11 protein-coding genes are annotated in these 15,862 nt (G+C 42.5%); 2 read left to right on the forward strand and 9 right to left on the reverse strand.

Translation table 11 applies throughout. The features are described 5' to 3' along the window. Positions 1-21 precede the first annotated feature (21 nt). The 5 genes from BLR32_RS13810 to BLR32_RS33780 form a co-directional block, all read right to left on the reverse strand. Positions 22-651 carry an RloB family protein gene (locus BLR32_RS13810; protein ID WP_176842271.1) on the reverse strand — a complete coding sequence of 210 codons (630 nt, stop codon included), beginning with the start codon at positions 649-651 and terminating at the stop codon, positions 22-24. Beyond that, positions 644-1,960: an AAA family ATPase gene (locus tag BLR32_RS13815; RefSeq protein WP_089832703.1), complete on the reverse strand. Its 1,317-nt coding sequence runs from the start codon at positions 1,958-1,960 to the stop codon at positions 644-646. Before BLR32_RS13815 ends, BLR32_RS13810 begins: the two co-directional genes overlap by 8 nt. A gap of 73 nt (positions 1,961-2,033) precedes the next feature. Then, the gene (locus BLR32_RS13820) at positions 2,034-3,650 is read right to left on the reverse strand and encodes a hypothetical protein (RefSeq protein ID WP_089832705.1); all 1,617 of its coding nucleotides are present in this window, start codon (positions 3,648-3,650) and stop codon (positions 2,034-2,036) included. Position 3,651: 1 nt separating this feature from the next. Next, positions 3,652-4,179 (reverse strand): RNA polymerase sigma factor, encoded by a 528-nt coding sequence (locus BLR32_RS13825; RefSeq protein WP_089832707.1) that lies wholly within the window; start codon positions 4,177-4,179, stop codon positions 3,652-3,654. A 193-nt stretch (positions 4,180-4,372) separates the two neighbouring features. Beyond that, positions 4,373-4,828: a hypothetical protein gene (locus BLR32_RS33780; protein ID WP_218124194.1), complete on the reverse strand. Its 456-nt coding sequence runs from the start codon at positions 4,826-4,828 to the stop codon at positions 4,373-4,375. Between the two features lie 532 nt (positions 4,829-5,360). Here BLR32_RS33780 and BLR32_RS13830 point away from each other — a divergent pair. After that, a complete protein-coding gene (locus BLR32_RS13830) occupies positions 5,361-6,398 on the forward strand; it encodes a TIGR03118 family protein (RefSeq protein ID WP_176842272.1) in 1,038 nt (345 codons plus the stop codon). 78 nt (positions 6,399-6,476) lie between these two features. Here BLR32_RS13830 and BLR32_RS13835 read toward each other — a convergent pair whose 3' ends face one another. From BLR32_RS13835 to BLR32_RS13850, 4 genes are all read right to left on the reverse strand, one after another. Continuing rightward, positions 6,477-9,155, reverse strand: coding sequence for a glycosyl hydrolase 2 galactose-binding domain-containing protein (locus BLR32_RS13835; protein WP_089832711.1), 2,679 nt, complete (start codon positions 9,153-9,155; stop codon positions 6,477-6,479). A gap of 44 nt (positions 9,156-9,199) precedes the next feature. Then, a complete protein-coding gene (locus tag BLR32_RS13840) occupies positions 9,200-9,919 on the reverse strand; it encodes a DUF4397 domain-containing protein (protein ID WP_089832713.1) in 720 nt (239 codons plus the stop codon). Positions 9,920-9,958: 39 nt separating this feature from the next. Beyond that, on the reverse strand, positions 9,959-11,401 hold the full coding sequence (locus BLR32_RS13845; protein ID WP_089832715.1) for a RagB/SusD family nutrient uptake outer membrane protein: 1,443 nt from the start codon (positions 11,399-11,401) through the stop codon (positions 9,959-9,961). Positions 11,402-11,462: 61 nt separating this feature from the next. Continuing rightward, positions 11,463-14,861: a SusC/RagA family TonB-linked outer membrane protein gene (locus tag BLR32_RS13850; protein WP_089832717.1), complete on the reverse strand. Its 3,399-nt coding sequence runs from the start codon at positions 14,859-14,861 to the stop codon at positions 11,463-11,465. Between the two features lie 430 nt (positions 14,862-15,291). Here BLR32_RS13850 and BLR32_RS13855 point away from each other — a divergent pair, with 430 nt between their 5' ends. Beyond that, a complete protein-coding gene (locus BLR32_RS13855) occupies positions 15,292-15,843 on the forward strand; it encodes an RNA polymerase sigma factor (RefSeq protein WP_089832719.1) in 552 nt (183 codons plus the stop codon). The last annotated feature ends 19 nt before the right edge of the window (positions 15,844-15,862 follow it).

The raw sequence follows: 15,862 nt of genomic DNA on the forward strand, positions 1-15,862 counted from the left end.
TTAGGGGTTTTGTTTGATGGGCTATTTATCTATTTGAATCGGTTTTGGGGGTGAGAGGTTTAGTATTTTGAAGATCTTAAATATTTCAGCTCGTGGTTTTTTATCGCTATGATCGGACCGGTTAAGTTCAAGTGATGCCGCATTTTGTATGGCATTATCTAAGTGAGGTCTGAGTGCTTTATAAATGTTTTTTCTTTTTAAATAATCCTGGCGCTTATTATAGCCCTTAATGTGCGGAAGTATCTTAATGGAGACGTCTTCACAAGAGCCAAACATTCTGGCGGTCTTTTCAAAATGTAGTAGAATCCACGTTTCAAAACAGGGATTATTAATGTATACCGTGAAACAATCCGGATCCAGGCAGGCAATGTCATTTTTGAACGCTGTTATTTTCTTCTCTGAAATGACTGTATCAAAGTCAATCAGACAGTAGACATGATCGTATCCTTTTTCAATTAACGATTTTGCCGATTCAATAATTCTTTTGTAAGAACCGCCTTTGTGTGCTTTTCCCGGCAGTTCGGGTTTTATGACGACATCATCGAGCTGCTCCAGTTCCTTGAGCTGATCAAAGTAAATTTTCTCAGTAAATCCATCACCCACAATTGCCACTACCTTTTTGAAATTTCTGTGTGATGTTTTTCTAGTCATGGTTTTTAGATATAAAGATGCTGCCCAAATCAGGCTTTGCACCGAGTTTGCCAGTTTTATATGAATTAATAATGGATGCCCCTTTTCTAAGAACGCTGGTATCAAAGTCTGCCAGGGAATATAAGTCAGTTGTCCCGTTCTCTTTTTTCTCTGTGAACCAGATGGCGTCATTTCTGACAACATCCCTATCCTCAAGGAGGGATAGATTATGTGTAGTAATCGCTAATTGTGAGAAAGTGGAATTTGCAAGATGAACCAATATAAAATGTTTCATTAAATCTGTATGAAGGGATGTTTCCAATTCGTCGATGGTAATGATCTTGTTTGAATTAATCAGTGTATTAAGTATGCCGCTAAGTCCATAGTAACGTAATGTTCCCCTTGACTCCATACTGTTTATTAATTCATAAGATATTGCCGTTCCCTCTTCCTTAACGGTATGTTTAAAAAAGATATCTCTTGTAGTGATCTTTTTATCTTTTAACAATTGTTTTGCTTGTTTTTCAGAAGTAGACCATGCGACCAATCTGTTAAGTGTGATTTCATCAAGTTCTCTTTGAGTTGTTCTGATGTCAATGCCATCAATCTGAATGTCAGCCTTTTTGAGAATTCCGAGGATATCAGTTTTAAATGTAGGGTCATCCTGGATTCTGTCACTGGTCCAGCCAAAAAGGTTGGTGGTAGGTCGAACACTGCTCATCAATGTTTCATTAAACCATTTAATGACCGTATTGAGTTCAGGTATGTTAACATTGGTTTTATTGAATGCGCCAAGAACGGTAATATTCCAAAGCGTATTTCCTTCTATTACGGCTAACTCTTTATTGTTGACCTTTAAAGTACTGCCAAACGATATTTTAGAAACCTTATTTTCAATATCAGTTGTTCTGGTATAGAAATCGGCTACCCGGTTTTTGGGATAATATTGTAGCCTTTCACTCAGTATATATTGCCGGGTAAATTCAACATGATAATTGTACCGTACCTTATTTATCAGGAACGCTATCTGAAGTGACGACGTATTGGATTTTGAAGTACTATCAAAGAGGAAGGGCTGGAACTCTAATTCGTCATTTTTATCATTCACCGGATTTAATGACAATTCCCGTAGAAACTCTATTGCTTCCAGCAAGGTGGATTTGCCCGATGCATTTGGCCCATAAATTATCAGCAGTTTAAGCAACCTAAGACCCGGTATCGGCTCCACGACATAATAGTCCGACAGATGGTCATCAGCGATCGCTTCGAAAGATATTTTTTTCGCTTCTCTTATGGGGCCGAAGTTGCTTATCTCAAATTCAATAATCATAAATTTGGATTTTAAATGGCTATTTCTGCAATATAAATGCAAATTTATCCAATAAAATCAAAAAGTAGATATTTTATCTTGACCACAACCTCCTCCTCACCACCACTTCCACATTCACGGGCCTGGCCGAAATATCTTTTGTCTTACTCATCTTCGTAACCGGCACAAGCGTACGCAGCCCAAATTGCCATTTTCCGGCCATATAATCCACTTCTGCTACACCATTGACACTTACCCTGGAAAGATCCTGTTGATCCTTCTTAGAGGCAGGAAAAGCGCCATTTTTTGCAATTCCCATAGTATCCCTCACCGTCTGCCATACAAGCGCCTTTTGCAGGAAAGACGCCTGTATGCCTGCACCCACCTGCCATTTATGATGGATAGGGATTTGATACTGCAACGCTACTCCCCAGCCGGATTGTTTTAATAAAGACTTTGTGGTATCAAATGGAGAGGTTTGGGAGCCAACATCGTAAGGGATATTGGATTTAGGTACAACGCTTACGGAAGGTTGTATATCCAAAGACAATGCACCTTTCCATAGTTGCCTTTCAACTCTTACAGTAGGGATGAGACGACGATAGAACTGATTTTTGCCATTAGGTCCCACGAAATAGTAACCGCTATCAGATAATGGCAGCGCTATATTTAACTGGAGATACAAAGCCCAACGGTTTTCAATGTGCTTACTATTCGGTTGGCGTAGTACAAGCGGGTCAGCTTTACGCTGTAAGCTGGTATTATATCTTGCAATCGGGAGGTGTATCAATGATAATTGTAGTGGCGGGTGGCCTTCGGTCTTCCCTTGATGATGTCTATCGGTATTTGTATAGCCGCCGGTAGATAACTGTTGTTGCTGTATTGCCAGTGGCTCGGAAACAGGTGTATTAGCTGTTTTTCTCGAACGCTTTTCTTCAGTTGAAAATGACCTTGGCAGCTGGTTGTCTGTTGCCTGTTGCTTAGCTGCGGCTTTTTGTTCGATCAGGGAATGTTTATTAGTAGCAAGTTGCTTTAAACGTCGTTTTGTTGCTGCTTGTTGTTTAGAAATAATTTCCGGATGTTCATCTATTGTAGGCGATACTATTGTTTGCATGCCTATGGCCGGCGACCCAGGAATAGCTTGTGTTTTACTTTTCCCAGCGGCGGGATGTAGCCTTCCCGCAACTAACGATGGCCGTAATGATGTAGATGGTGTTGAACCCTGCAGTGTTGTTGATGATTGTAACGATCTTTGTGCTTGCGATGATAGTGAATCAGTCTGAGAAGAGGAAGATAAGGAAATATTGCCGGCAATACCTGATGTACTGTTTATTGTTGAAGATGTTGCGTCCCCTAACGCAGTATCTTCCTTTTCTGATATTGTCAATGCACGATTGTCAGACTTAGGAGATACTGATTGTATATAAGCTTCACTGGTATCATGATTATTCTTGCCGGAAGATGCTAACTGTGTATCATGCTTACGGCTGTACTGCCACAGGATAATACTGGCTGCAGCTATAGCAGCTACTAGAAATACGCCCTTTATCCACAGGTAACGTACATGCACACGGGCTGGCAAATTTCCCTGCACGGGCAATTCCGCGTCCAGCTTTTGTCGCATGGACTGCCATGCCTGATCGGCAGGCGGGATGGGAATTGGGAATTCCTCTTTATTGAAGTTTATATCACCCGAATTTTGCTCAGCCATTTTAAGAATAATACTTTAATAATACCGGCTTTAATTTGCTCCTGGTCTCACTCAGGTGCCATTTTACGGTACCCTGACTCAGTTGTAATCTTGCACATATCTCATTAATAGAAAATCCTTCAAGATAGAATAAAATGCATATAGCCCTGGTGGCTGGCGGTAAAACATCCAGCAGTTTGTAAATATCTCCCGATTCCATAGCGGAAAGTGGATTGTCACTGTAGGAAATATCAATGCCGGCTACGTCCACATGTTCTGCCCACTTAACGTTCTTAAGCTTGTCCAGCGCCGTATTGCGTACTATGGTATATACCCAGTTGAAGAATTGTCCCTTATCGTCTTTAAATGATCCTATATTTTTAAAAACTTTTAGCATCCCATCGTTCAACACTTCCAGTGCGTCTGCCTGTTCCGGGAAGAATTTCCGGCATAACAGAAATAGAGCAGGGTAAAACTTTTTATAAAGTTTCTCCTGACCTAAGCGGTCGTTAGCTACGCACTGTTTGATCAATTCCTGAATATCTTCCAAATGAAATTGTTCCGATAGGTATACAATAAGTTATTCTGATGCTACGCCGGCATGGTGCCGTTACAAAATGACTTTTACCGGATAGCTCCCCTTATGAGCGTCTCCGGTAAAAGTGCAAATATAGCCTGCTCCGCTACAGTAGCACTGTGGCCTTGACTACTGTAACGTTGTTGAGCCAGATTAGTTACAGCCGTTATCTGAACCTTTTACGTATTCCAGATGTGTCATGATGCGGGAACGTATCATGCGGTGGCCGGGGTGGATGCGGAGGATAGGAAGGGAACGTATCGTGTGGAGGATACGTTGGATGTGACGGGAATGTGTCATGAGGTGGATAGGGAGGATAGGACGGAAAAGTATCATGTGGTGGGTTAGGGATATGTGGGAACGTGTCATGCGGTGGATAAGGGAACGTATCATGCGGTGGATACGGAATACTGTCATGCGGAATGGTGTCATGAGGAATTGTATCATGAGGGATTGTATCATGAGGGATTGTATCGTGTGGAATACTATCTGTAGGAATAGAATCGTTTTCATATGCCAGCCCCTTACCTTTCATTTTTTCCTGCATTGACTCTTTGGTGCAGGAACTTTGTAGGAAAATAATAAACCCGGTAACGGCCAGGACTCCGATAAGTTTTTTCATAGAGTAAATGTTTATACAATGATGAACGGTGGGCGGATGGCAAAAGGTTGGGTGTGCTGAAAAGTTTTTCCATCATGATAAATTTCTGCGTTCAGCCTGTTGTATACTCTTAGCCGGGATGTTTTAAAACTATCTTAAACATCGTTGATTGGTAATGTATTATGATATAGGTGTTATTGTAAAGACAAAATAGTATGAGGGGTGAATTACCGGCTGAAAATATACTCTCGTGATAAGGCAACTTTTCCAGCTAAACACACGTATTAATTAAGAGACAGCGCTTTAGACGTCTTGTGTCCTGTTTTTCCTCCTTATAATGAAGCGTAGGAAATACCGTTATTGTTCATTTTTTCATAGTAATGCAGTATGCTATGCAGCATACACATATTCATTCACCGTTAAATTATAAGCGATGATAGTGTTGTTTGAGAAATGTCCGGTGATAAATACTATAAATGTAGGGTCACGTAAAGGCAGCTATGTCCGGACATCAGCGCGAAATTCTTTCATTTGGGCCCTTGGTAGTTTAGTAATGCTGTTAGTGTTAAATGTTGGTTGTAGTAAGAGCAATGGGTATGGTGACAATAATCCTCCTCCTGCTACAAAGAATTACAACCAGGTAAATCTTGTTACAGACGTTGGCGGTGGTCCTTATAGTTCTACCAAGGTCGATGCCAATCTTATTAATCCATGGGGCATTGCTGTTAATCCCGCAGGCGTCATCTGGATAACAGCTAATGGTACCGGTCTAAGTACTGTCTATGATAAAGATGGGAACATACTACTGTCGCCCGTCAGTATTGGATCTCCAGGCCATTCTACCGGAGGAAAGCCTACAGGTATTGTATATAATGGAACCGCAGATTTTACATTGGCTGGTACGCCGGCTAAATTTATCTTTGATACAGAAGATGGTACTATTTTAGCCTGGGCCTCCGGTGCGGTAGCAGCTATTGTAGCCGACAGATCAGCGGCTCATGCGGTTTACAAAGGACTGGCTTTAGCGAAAGATGGTACGGAAAATTTCCTGTATGCCGCTAATTTTTATGCGGGAACTATAGACGTTTTTGATAAGGATTTCCATATGGTCACCACTAAACCATTTGTAGATCCTAATATTCCTGCGGGGTATGCTCCATTTAATATCAGGGAGATAGGAGGTAATCTGTATGTATTGTATGCAAAACAGGATGCAGCAAAAGAGGATGATGTAAAAGGTGAAGGTAATGGATATGTGAGTATCTTCAAACCAGATGGTTCCTTCGTAAAAAGATTTGCATCACAGGGTGCATTGAATGCTCCATGGGGTATTGTTGCCGCTGCAGCAGGGTTCTGGGAAGTAGATAATACGATCCTTATTGCAAACTTTGGAGATGGGAAGATCAATGTCTATGATCAGGACGGGAAGCTATTAGGACCATTGATGAAAGGAAGTAATCCTATTGTTATTGATGGATTATGGGCGATTGAAAATAATATACCTTCTACGGCTGCAACGCAATTATACTTTGTGGCGGGGCCTACTGATGAAGCGCATGGGGTGTTTGGGTATATTATGAAAGCGTATTAAGGGCCATAGATCTTGTGAAATACGTTAGATAGTTCCGGCATCTGGGTAGTTATAAGATGCCGGAACTTTTAATAATATTTAATTTGCGTTTGGCCAGGTTGGTTCACCGCGTTTCATTTTTTCATAATTGTCTTTGATCTCAGTATCGCCCGGAGAGGCGGCTACAGCTTTTTCCTGCCATTGCAATGCTTCCTGTTTATTGCCTAGTTTATACAGAAGATTGGCATGTGTGTCGATAGTAGACGCTACACGGAACTGATCTGTCTCCCGACCTATAGCCTTTCTACTCCATTCTACTGCTTTTTCCAGTTCTTCTCTCTTATTGCTCTTCTCAAAAAGTGTCCAGGCCCAGTCGTTATAAGCGCCGGAATGATACCGGTCATCATAACGGGTTGCTGCCTCTACGAGATTTTGGGTAGCATTCTGTTGATCTCTACTTGCAGCATTGAGGTATCTGATTACGCAAAGCCCGCGGATCAGTTCTCCTTCTAATGGCTGATGCTGGCCGATGACCGATTCTACCTCATTCCAGTCAGGTTTTTCTGTTAACAGGCTTCTCACCTCGTCATCAAAGATGATCGTTTCCAGTTTAGCTGTTATGGATCTTGGGCTGTTAGCGATGCCTGCTACAGAAACACTTTTTTCCAGTATAGAAAAACCGGGATCTGTTTTCTTTGTAGTAACCTTTTCTATAAAGCTCAGATTATTTTCCTGAAGAGGAGTTTTTAACTTGTTTATATATTCAGTAGAAAATCTGGCAGCGTTAGCTTCATCTTTGTTTTGTAAAGCGATGAGGGTAAGGCTGCGAAGGGAAGCAGAATCGTTCTTTCCTGATTTATACTCTTTCAGACGGGCTGCATAGTCCCTGTTGATAGTATCGGCTACCGTTGCCGAAAATCCTTTTGTGGTAGCCAAATAGTTCTTTGTTGCCGGCCATACTCTTGCATGAATATTTCTTATGGTAGTCACAGGGAGTTTTATGATAGCCCTGTCATAGGTCATGAGGCCATTCTGCTCCGATTCCACGTCAAACGGCTGTGTATAGATGGAGGCACTTAGCCCTTCCTGTTCCAGTACTTTGAGTGAATCGACCATCTGTGTATACTGCTTTCGCATAATAGGAGGAGTGACTACACCATCATAGCCCCAGCCGGTTTGCAGATCATTCCAGAGATGTCCTTCTATGGGAACACCTATACCGCCAAACTCACCCAGTACACGCGCTTTACCTGCTATTGCAGGGGCATTTCTTGGAAAAGGGTAGGAGTGGACATCCGCAATATCTGAGCCTATCCAGGCATTGGGAGAAGGACTGCGAAGCACATCATTCACGTACAGCATTTCACCCGAATGACCGTTGACAATACGGGAGGGATCGGCTTCCTTGATCCACCTGGTCAAACGTTCCTGGTCGTACTGTCCCCATTTTTCATTAAACAGTACCCATGTCGTGATGCAGGGATGATTGTATAGTTGTGCAATATTCTCCGCGCTTTCCCTTTCAAATTCAGCACGGCCTTCCTGTGTGTCATTACCAGGATTGACCATATCCTGCCATACCAGCATACCTATCTTATCTGCATGATAATACCAGCGGTCAGGCTCGATTTTGATATGCTTGCGGATGGTATTAAAGCCCATTGCTTTCGCGGCTTCAATATCAAATTTTAACGCCGCATCAGTAGGGGCGGTATACAAGCCATCAGGCCAGAAGCCCTGGTCGAGTGTGCCCAGGTTGAACGTGTATTGATTATTCAAGAATATCCGGTCTATACCTTTTTCGTCTTTCTGAACAGCAATCTTACGCATGCCAAAATAGCTTTTCACTTGATCTATTGTCTCACCGTTTTTGACCAGCTTTATATCCAGGTCATATAAGAAAGGATCATCCGGACTCCATAAATGTGGATTGGTGATAGATAGCAGTGCAGGTTTATCGGCAGGCAGTTTTGCGGTAGCTACTACCTTTGCACCTGTTTTCGCGGTGAGCGCTACGGTATATCCCGTCAGATCTGAAGATTTACTATTACTGATGGTAAGGTTCACAAGGACCTGCTGTTTATCAATATCAGGAGTGATCCTGGCAGATTGAATAGATGTAGAAGGAACAGTTTCCATCCATACGGTTTGCCAGATGCCACTGCTTGGTGTATACATGATACCTTGTGGACTGATGATCTGCTTGCCATGAGGGTTGGGTCCCAGGTCGGTAGGGTCCCAGACTTTAATCACCAGTTCATTGTTTCCTGCCTGTAATGCGTCAGTGGCATCCAGGGTGAAATGCTGATATCCGCCTCTATGTGTACCCAGTTCTTTACCATTTAAATAAACAGTGGCTTCGAAATCAACTGCACCAAAATGTAACAGTAGTCGTTCATTTGCTTTTAAGGCTGGTTTTTCGAAACCGCGCTTATACCAAAGCAGTTCATTCGCCTTTAATGGCTTTTTAACCCCCGACAGCGCAGATTCTATCGGGTAAGGAACCAGGATCTTGCCGGAATAGCTTTTCGGATGCCCCGATGTTTTATCCGTGATCACATACTGCCATAGTCCATTCAGGTTTTGCCACTGGGGGCGGACCATCTGAGGGCGTGGATACTCAGGCAATACTTTTGCAGGATTGACCTGCTCTGCCCAACGAGTTACAATGGAGCCTCGCTGCATCTGCCAGGTTGTTGATTCCTGCGCCATGACCGCTGTAGTGATAAAAGCGGAGCACAGGCTCAGCAAAAGAGATGTACGTTCTTTCTGAAACATTAGGTTGTGAGATTTTATTTTGAGTTTAAAAGCGAGAGGAGTTATTAGTAGTGATTGATGCGAACCAGCTCGAGTTCCGGACCATCATATACCAAACCTCTTATCACAAGAGTGATATTTTTCAAACGCGCAATGTCGTAGTAGTAGAAAACTGTCAGTAGTTCATCTGTAACAGCATCATATACTTCGATGAAATACTCCTGGTTGGAGGATTGCGCTGGAAATGAGATAAAGTCTGATACTCCCTTATATGGAAGGTTATCTACCGCACTCCCGATAGGTTCACCGGAAATATTGATGCGAAAGCCATTACTGTTGGGAGAAAGATTTACAAATCGTACCCCTGTGGTGCTATCAGTACGAACTGGTATTTCATCTTTCACTAAAAGTCCACTTACATTATCGGGGTAACCATGCATAAAAAGACTATATACATCGCCTGGAGCGAATGTGACAGCCTGGTTAAATATAAGTTTTGTAGTGTCGTTAGCTAAAGCGATACTTAGGGGAACCTTACCCACAGGTAGGCCAAATGTCAGGGTGCCGTAGCTATATTTGCCGTCAGAGTAAAAATAGTTCAGTGATTTGGAGTTGGCGAAAATGAAGTTCTTCCCGGTGAAATTCATTTTAATATCTGTATTGTATGATGCAATGGCATTCACAAGGGTTACAGTGGCTGTATACCCTGATATATCTACATCTTCTTTTTTGCAGGAAGAAAGAAAGGATGTTGCAAACGCTATAAATAGGACATAATATTTCATGTGCTTTTTTTTAAAGGTTACAAATAACTTATCCCGCGCTTATGGTTGTTCAAGATAGCCGGGATTCTGATGGCCGCGCAAAGCTGGATTGTACCTGAATTCATCATATGGAATAGGTAACAAAGCTTTGTAAGGCGCCCAGGTTGTCCCTTTTTGCTGGGCAACAACGGACATAACTGCATTTAACTGGCCTCTGCGTTGAAGATCAAACCAACGGTCCCCCCATTCCATAAATAATTCAGTTTGCCGCTCTTTTGCAATAGCAGCAAGAAGGTCTTCCTGAGAAACTGCACTGGTACCTGGCAGCCCTGCGCGCGATCTGATGGCGTTCAGGTCAGATGTTGCACTATTATCACCGGTAAGATTGTTAAGATGCGTGCGAGCTTCAGCGCGGATTAAATATTGCTCTGCCAGGCGAAGCACCATAGTATATTCTTTTTGCTCCATTACTGCCCAGCCCTCTTTGTATTTATATGGAATAATTAGTCCTGATGGGCTCTTCGTAATCCAGGATGTTTTGCGTATATCATCCGGCTCAAAAGCATTCAATATCGAGGAGCTTACATAAAAGAACGGGTTCCTCTGGGACGGATTGATCAGTGATCTTCCATCTGGGGCGTTAGCCCCCTGTTGGTCAAGTGGGTTGGGTTGCAATTGCCAGATGGCTTCCTTACTGTTTTTGAGAAAGACCTGGTTTACATCAGCCAGTAATTCATAGTCGGCATCATTGATCACTTTACCTGCTTCTGTTTCTGCTTCCTGCCATTTCCCCATATACAGGTATACTCTTGCAAGGAGTGCAGTAGCAGCAGCTTTATTAGGGCGTATTCTTTCCTGTGTGGAACTCACAAGGTCCCTATCTAAAAACTCAGTTTTTAAGCCTTCCTGTGCATCTTTCAGATCTTTTACAATCTGTTCATAGACAAGTTGCTTATCCGTGCGTGGTATTGTGCTGTTCGCCTTAAAGTCTGTGGTCAGCACCAGTGGAACATCTCCATATAGGTTAACCAGGTAAAAATAGAGCCATGCACGGGTAAACTTAGCTTCACCAGTCAGGATGAGTTTTGTATCCTCCGGAAGGGTTGCAGATTTCTTTACACCTTCCAGCAGACTATTTACTCTATAAATGTGATCTCTATAAGTTGCCTCCCACATCGTCCAGGCATTATTGCTACCAGTCACTGTATTGGTGTAGTCGGGATATGCTGCAGGATTCGTTGGGATAAGCTCATCAGCTCTTAGTCCTGTTCTGATGGATAGTCCATAGACATCAGTAAAAACATCATCCGCTGCTCCCATACGCGCATAGATGCCAGTCATGGCAGCAACTGCTGTACTTGTATTTGAGAATACTATTTCGGATGTGGCTTTGTCAATTGGCAGATCGACTTCAATCAGTTTTTTACACCCGCTCCAAAGATATCCCGTCAGTAATAAGAACACTAAGTGAATGATATATCTGGTTTTATAAACGATTTGCATAGTTGTAATTTTAAGCTGTCACGGCGTTGATCAAATAAGGTGATAATTGAAGCATTAATTGCTATAATCCTATCTGGATGCCTGCTGTCAGTACCCGGAGTAGAGGCAATGAGGATGCACTCTGTGTTTCCGGATCCAGCCCTTTATAATTTGTAATTGTTAATAAATTCTGGCCCTGTATATAAACTTTAAAATTTTGCAGGTGATACTTTGAGATCAAATGTGTTGGCACGCTATAGGAGAAAGCAACATTTCTCAAACGCAAAAAGGAAGCGTCTACCCATCCAAGATCACTCTCACGTGCTTTGTCTAAAAGGAGTGTATTAGGTTCGCTGTAATTTTCTGACGAGAATTTTTGATAAGCGGCTATGTTCCCGGGTTTCTTCCAGTTATTCAGCAGTTCAACAGGAATATTACCATATTCCTGGCCTGGCTCACTGTAAAAAGAGCCAGGATTTCTTGAAATGAATGTATAGTCAAATAGATAGTTACGTCCGGCCTGATGGGTGAACTGAAGGAAGAATGACAGATCGAATCCTTTAAAGGAAAGTGTATTGGAAAGCCCGATGGTCAGCGGTTTTGTGTTAATCTTCATACCCTGGGTGTTGCCGTTGTCTTTATCTGTATTTACATTTCCGTCTGCATCAACAAACTGATAAAGACCTGTTGCCGGATTTACGCCTTTGGAGATATAGGCGATTGCAAACCCGGTAAATGGTTGGCCTACGGTAACAAAGCGGTTTAGCCCATAGCCATTATACAGTCCATCAGGATTTGCCAATAGTTTGTTGTACTGCAGACCAAAATTAGCTGAGGTAGACCACGTAAAGTTTTTGGTGGAGATGTTTCGTGAGTTTAATATGAAATCCCATCCACTATTTTGTATCTCTGCATGCTGGTTAGCTATTATGATGACTGCGCCTCCGGTAGAGGGTAAGCGGTAGGTTCCCAGTTGATCTGATGCCCTGGTTCTCCAGAAAGATGTGGTAAATAACAGGCGATCATTAAAAAAGCCGGTTTCCAAAGATAATTCCAGCTTGCGGACCTTTTCCCAGTGATAGTCGGGGTTAGCCACCCCCAACGAACGAATAGGCCTTATGCCCTGATAAGTAACATTGGGAAGACCCTGATATAGTTCAAGATATTGATAATCGCCAATACCATCATTCCCGTTGGTGCCAATGCTAAATCTTAGTTTACCATATGACAGGAATGGTAATTTTGTTTTCACAGGCTCTTCCTCCGTAAAGATCCAGGCCAGGCCTGTCGACCAGAAATTCCCGAACTGATAACCCGGACCAAAGCGGCTGCTGCCATCTCTGCGTCCTGTTAAATTTACGAGATATTTATTCTGCCAGTTATAGCTTAGGCGTGCAAATATGGCCGCATACCTGTATTCTGAGGTGTTGTTGGTGGAATAAGTACTTGGAGCAACAACAAAGCTTTTTAAGAGAGCATCACTTGTATAACCGGTGCCGGAAATAGTTTCATTTTCCTGGCCTTGGTTTTGTATTGTTACACCGATTAAACCGTCCAGCTTTCCTTCACCTATCTGACCACTATAGTTGATCTGTGGATCAAACGTGAAAGATTTATTAAGCAGGCTGGTTAAAGATGAAGCGCCTCTGGCTGTAGTGTCAGCCGGATCAAAAGAGGCAATAGGCGTGATGCCCAGATTACGTGTCCTTATTTCAGAATACCCTGCAGACACTCTTGCAGAAATATTTTCCGATATCTTATAACTGAATTCTGTATTCCCTCTTAAATTATTGTTTTTAGACAGCGACGTTTGTAATAGTTGGGCGTAAGGATTCTGCCAGGTGCCGGTTTTATTAGTGGCAGTCGGATCAGGTTCCCAGTTGAGTGTGCCATTCTTTGTATAAATGGCCGGAGCATTTGGCGCCAGCGTGACTGCCAGCGTTGTAAAATCGCTACTGTTGGAAAAAGAAGTATTGAATGTGTAGGAACCGCTTAGTAATGATTTAAATCTTCCGTTTTCTGAGTTACCGGAAATACTGAAGTTAGCGGTACCATTTTCAAATTTATTATCACCCGGAAAAACATATTTCTGTGTACTGAAGTTCCCTCCCACGAGGTATTGAACAGTTGAAGAGCCTCCGGATACAGAAACATTGCCATTATAAGACATTGCAGTTCTTCCAAGAAACTCTTTTTGCCAATCCGTATATCCGTTCTGATCCCAGACGGTCAGATCATAATTTGAATAGTTTTTGTCCTGGGTTTGCTTGTCGGGGGCGATTATGCCATTGCTGGCATAAGCCTCTCTGCGCATTTGCAGATACTGTGACGTATTGAGCAGGTCTAATTTTTTTGAAACCTGGCTGATGCCTGTAGAAAGAGATATGTTGATACTGGTAGCACCAACCTTACCTTTTTTGGTAGTAATGAGTATCACGCCATTACCGCCACGGGAACCGTAGATGGAAGTAGCATCGGCATCTGATAGTACATCTATTTGTTCAATGTCATTAACGTTAACAAAACTAAGCGCTGATAACTGACTCCTGACCAGCCCGAATGATCCCGATCCTGCTTTCAATGTATTGGGATAGGGAACACCATCCACAATAATCAGGGGCTCTGACCTGAATGAACCGGTACTTAAGCTATTCTGACCTCTCAACTGAATATTGACTGCTCCATTCGGTAATCCTGAAGTAGGGGTAATAACCAGGTTAGGAACCCTCCCCATCATAGCAATCAGAGGATTACTCACCGGTTGCTGGTTGATTTCCCGCCCTTTCAGCGTGATAACTGTTCCTGTATTTAATCTTTTAGTGGTATTGTAATAACCCTTTACCACTGTTTCATCGAGATCAGACACATACTCTTTTAATGGTATTACACCCAGATTGCTTCGACCTCTTATCTGTATCTGCTGTGTTAAGAATGAAACGCTTGAAATTGTAAGTGAAGCAGATCTGGACACTCCGTTAATCACGAATGTACCATCCTGGTCTGTGGTAGTTCCTTTTGAAGTGCCAGTGATAGCTACTGATGCCGCTATGACCGGCAAACCTTTCTCATTGATCACCTTTCCGGAAACCGATATAGTAGTGTCCGAAGTTGTTGAAGCAGGAACATGCAGAGGCGTTTTTCTTGTGATCGTGATAGTCTTTGAATTGACAACAACATAGCTAAGTCCGCGGTTGTCCAGTAATTCATGCATTATGTCCGAGAAAAGCCTGTCCCGGGCATTCACCGACACATTAGTAAAAGGTGCGAGTTCTTCGGTGCTGAAGAAGATAATAATACCGCTGATCTTTGATACCTTTTTTAGAATAAAACCAAGAGATGTATTTCTGGCAGATAGAGAAATACGCTTATCAGGTACATCAGCGTTTCCTTGTGCGTTGGCCGGAAAGCAAAGTTGCATACTCAAAATAAACACTGATGACAGGTATAAGATCCGGTTGCGTAAGCGGACAGTTACAGGCATATTGCAAAGATTTGGTTGAAGAAAATGGTTGGTACCTTCGATTTAAATTTGCAGTCAATGAGTGCTACATTCCTTTAAGTGGCTCAATTTGATTAAAATATTTACCCTGACGACATTTTATAGATCTAGAACGGCGGCCTTAATCGTTATGATCGGGAAAAGAATAAGCAGAATAAACAGACAATAATCCCCCTGGCGATTGCAGAAGCAAGCACAGAAATAAATACTGGTATAACCCATTACAGATTAATTAATCTAGCCAGTCATATTATGAAACGCAGAACTGATAAAGAAGTACTATGGGAGATTAAAATATTTCTGAGAGACGGGAACAATGCCATGGCATTGAAATTTCTCCGGTAAATTAAAAAATTGTTACTTTATAGCTGAATTGGACAAGAAGATCCCATAACCAACCACCGAAGGAAGTATGAGGGATGAAACCAGCTACCTGCCAGATACGTTGTTACAAGGCCTGATAAAAGGGGACGAACAGGCGCTAAAAGACGTCATGGATATATACCGTGATAAGCTGTTGCTGAAAGCATACCACTTGCTTGGCGATCTGGATGAATCAGGGGACGCCGTACAGGAAGTATTCATAAAGCTCTGGAGTGTTAGAAGCAAGTTGCAGGCTGACACTGTGCTTGATAAGTACCTGACTACGCTGATAAGAAACCACTGCTGTTCACTCCTCCGGAAGAGAAAGGTATTACAAACGCGTAAAGAGAAGTTTAGCTACGGGTTGCCATCTTACTCCTTTGTAAAGCCAATGGAAAGCAGAGAGCTTGCCCAACAGCTTTCGACCGCATTTAGTACGTTGACAGATCGTCAGCGGGCAATATTTGATTCCGTTTATCTGGAAGGAAAAAGTCATCTGGAGATAGTAAAGGAGCTGCAGATTGAACCTCAGACAGTAAAGAATACTATTTCCACCGTGCTGAAAAAACTTCGGTCCAATCTTGAATTTTGGGTGAAATGATCTCTTACCAGGTACTTTT

The organism is Chitinophaga filiformis, from assembly GCF_900102545.1.
Taxonomy (GTDB): domain Bacteria; phylum Bacteroidota; class Bacteroidia; order Chitinophagales; family Chitinophagaceae; genus Chitinophaga; species Chitinophaga filiformis.